Genomic DNA, 3,537 nt, shown 5'->3' with positions numbered 1-3,537 from the left:
CCGTCGACGACCCGGTAGAGGCCGCCAGCCTCACCCTCTTCGTCACCCGCCGGCAGGCGGGTGTCGATGTCGCCACCCGCTCGGTCCTGCTCCTCGGCCTGGGTGCGGGCCTGAGTATGAGCAGAGCCCAGCGCCGCCAGGTAGCCGGGGGGCATGACGGCCGCCCCGGGGTCCGGCGTCGGTTCGGGTTCTGGGGTGGGAATGGCGGTGATGGTCAGCACGCCCTCATCGAAGGTGATGGCGTAGTTGCCATGCTCCAGCGAGCCCTGGCCGATGGTGTAACCGCCGACATTTTCTCCCGCATCACGCGACAGGCTGCCGCTCAGGCTGTCATCGAAGACCAGATTGCCCTCGGTGACTTGCCAGGTCAGCGTTGGATCGGCCTCACCGTAGACCTTGGCAAGATCATCGGCACTGACGGTGATCGGACGCGGGTCGATGGTCAGGGTGCCTTCGTCGACGATCAGATCGTAGCCCTGCTGGGTGGACCAGAGGCCATCGAGGCCGAGCGTGTGGGTGCCGGCATCGCGCCCGCCGCCGGTGATGGAGTCCGAACCGGACAGCAGGTCGGCATCGTGGGGGTCGATGGCGTAGCCGGCAGCGCCGGTCTGCGAGGTGCCATCGTAGGTGACGGTGTCATCGTTGGCCGTCACCGTGATGGGTGTCAGGAAGCCGCGCAGCAGCGGCGTGGTGTGGCCTTCGTAGAGGCGCCATAGCGTATCGCTGCCGCCCTGACCGTCGATATCCCAGCCGGCGAAGGTCTCCAGCGACGTCAGCTCGTCCCAGGTCCTGCCGGTGCCAAGGCTGTTCAGGCCAGTATTGATGGGATTGCCATCGGCGTCGGTGGTGGCGCGGAAGGCATCGCTGATGCTGCCACTGCCACTGTTATACCCGACCAGCCCGCCGACATTGTTATTGCCCGAGACGCTGCCGGTGGCGTAGGCGTCGGTGATGCTGCCATTCCAGTTATCCCCGACCAGCCCGCCGACCACGTTACCACTACCCTCGACGTCACCGGTGGCATAGGCCTGGCTGATGCTGCCGCCTGGGTTACTCCCGACCAGCCCGCCGACGTCACTACTGGCCGTGACGTCACCGGTGGCATAGGCCTGGCTGATGCTGCCGCCCGGGTTACCCCCGACCAGCCCGCCGACGTCACTACTGCCGGTCACGGCGCCGGTGGCGTAGGCGTCGGTGATGCTGCCGTAATTCCGCCCGACCAGCCCGCCGACCCTGCTACCACTACCCTCGACGTCACCGGTGGCGTAGGCATGGCTGATGCTGCCCTGGTTATCCCCCACCAGCCCGCCGACCCTGCTACCACTACCCTCGACGTCACCGGTGGCATAGGCCTGGCTGATGCTGCCGTAATTCCGCCCGACCAGCCCGCCGACGTCACTATTGCCGGTCACGGCGCCGGTGGCGTAGGCGTCGGTGATGCTGCCACGGTTATACCCCACCAGCCCGCCGACAAACCTGTTGCCCGAGACGCTGCCGCCCACCAGGCCGATATCGCGAATCGTCGCGCCGCTGCCGGCGTAACCAAACAGGCCGACCTGAGTGCCGATAGGCCCAGACCGGGCGATGGTCAGGTCGCCAATGGTATGGCCCAGCCCGGCGAAGGTGCCGGTGAAGCGCGTCGAGGAGTTGCCGCCGATGGGATCGAAGCCCGCGCCATCGTTCCAGCCGGCGGTGGCTCTGGCGTCGATCTCCCCGCCCAGGGCGTAGTGGCCGCTGCCGGCCATGTCCTGCAACTCCTCGACGGTGTGGATCAGGGTGTAGTTCTGGCCGTTGATTTCAAGGCTGGCGTCGTCACCGCCGAGGGTGATCGAGGCGCCGTTGAGGTGGTAGTCGCTGCCGGGGCTTGTCGTGCCATCGTTTTGTCGATAACCGCCGTGGTTGAGCACCAGCCCGGCGCTGTCGCCGCGGGCGCTGATATCGGCGTTGACATGAATGTCGTTGTGGGCGCTCAGGGTCAGGGTGGTGTTTTCGTACCAGTCCACCGCGGCATCAACGTGGATATCGCCGGGCTCGTCGCCGCTGGCCACGGTGGCCAGTTCGATATTGCTGCTCTCGAGGTTGGCGGCTAGCGTCGCGGCGCCGATACCGCTGTCGCTCTTTTCCGCGTTGCCCTCACCGATGGTGAAGTCGGTGGGGTCGATCAGCCAGTCGCCGGTGCGCCCGTCGGCGGCCAGGGTGGTGACGCTGGTGCCGTCGTGGATGCGCACGTGGGCGCCGCTGGTGTCGATGAAGCCGCCGTCGCCGCCATGCGGGGCGCTGGCGTCGAGGGTGCCGGCGACCTCTACGCTGCCGCCGGCGAAATCGCCGAGCAGCACGATCCGCCCGTCACGCTCATCGAGGGTCTGCGCTTCGATCACGCCGGTGTGGTTGACCACGGTTTGCAGCAGGGCGTCGCCGGCATTGGCGGTGAGCAGGACCTGGCCGCCGTCGGCCTGGATCAACTGGTGGTTCTCGACCAGGGCGTCGACCACGGCCTCGTCGACCTGCACGTTGAGCAGGCCGTCGCCGGCGAAGTCGAGGGTGATGGCGTCGCCGGCGGCCAGCGCCACGCTGCCCTGGTGGGCGACGAGGGTGCCGTGGTTGGAGACCGTGCCGCCGAGCAGGGCGATGGCGCCGCCGTCGGCGGCGCGAATCGATCCGTGGTTGACGATGCCGGCGTTGCCGCCGTCGCCCTGGAAATGGAAGTCGCCGGCGGCGAAGTCTTCGTTGGAAAGTGCCAGGGTGGAAGCCACCAGACCGCCGACGTTGACCTCGGCGCCGGGGCCGAACAGCACGCCGTTGGGGTTGAGCAGGAAGACCCGGCCATTGGCGTCGAGCTGGCCGAGGATCGCCGAGCCGTCGGCGCCGAGCACGCGGTTGAGCGCGATGGCATCCGCACCGGGCTGCTGGAAGGTCACGCGGTGGTCGGCGCCGATATCGAAGCTGTCCCAGTCGATGGCGAGTTTATCGCTGAGCTGGTCGATGGTGAGGTGCCGGCCGTCGGGCAGGCCGATCTGGCCGTCGCCGAGCACCACCTGCCCGCCGCTGGGCAGGTCGGCGGCGTGGGCCTGGCTCGGCGCGAGGACGACGACGCCCAACAGCGCCACGGCGGCGCTGCCACCCAGCGAGGACTTGCCCCGGCCACGGGCCGTTTCGGCAACGACCCGCCAGACACCCAACGCCCGGCGGGAAGAGAAACGGTGGAGAGTGCGATAGAGGCGATTCATGGTGTGTTCCCCTGCATTTCTTATTTGTCGTGTTTCATGCCTGTGCCGCGCCGAAGGGAACGGAATGCCGACGATGCGAGCGATGGCTTCAATTAAGCAGGATTGAACAGCATGCGCGGTGGGGAATGAAGGGCTGTCGCCATATTAGGGACGCACAGGCAAAATAGCGGGTGAATGGGGGACGCACAGGCAAAATCCGCCGCCTCTCAAACACCGCCAGTGCATCGCCAGGGCGATGCGATACACGCTACAATCGCCTTCGTCTTCCCGCGCAGGTGATCGCCATGACCCGCAAGAAGCTGCCCATCGG

1 protein-coding gene is annotated in these 3,537 nt (G+C 67.3%); it reads right to left on the bottom strand.

Features of this window, described 5'->3' with window-relative positions; all coding sequences use genetic code 11:
* A partial coding sequence (locus tag C1H69_RS04970) for a two-partner secretion domain-containing protein (protein ID WP_133154954.1) occupies nt 1-3,227 on the bottom strand: 3,227 nt, incomplete at its 3' end.
* Nucleotides 3,228-3,537 lie beyond the last annotated feature (310 nt).

The sequence above is a fragment of the Billgrantia endophytica genome, from assembly GCF_002879615.1.
Lineage (GTDB): Bacteria > Pseudomonadota > Gammaproteobacteria > Pseudomonadales > Halomonadaceae > Halomonas > Halomonas endophytica.
The sequence above is the reverse complement of the archived record's forward strand: the minus strand, read 5'-3'. Positions and strand labels throughout refer to the sequence as shown.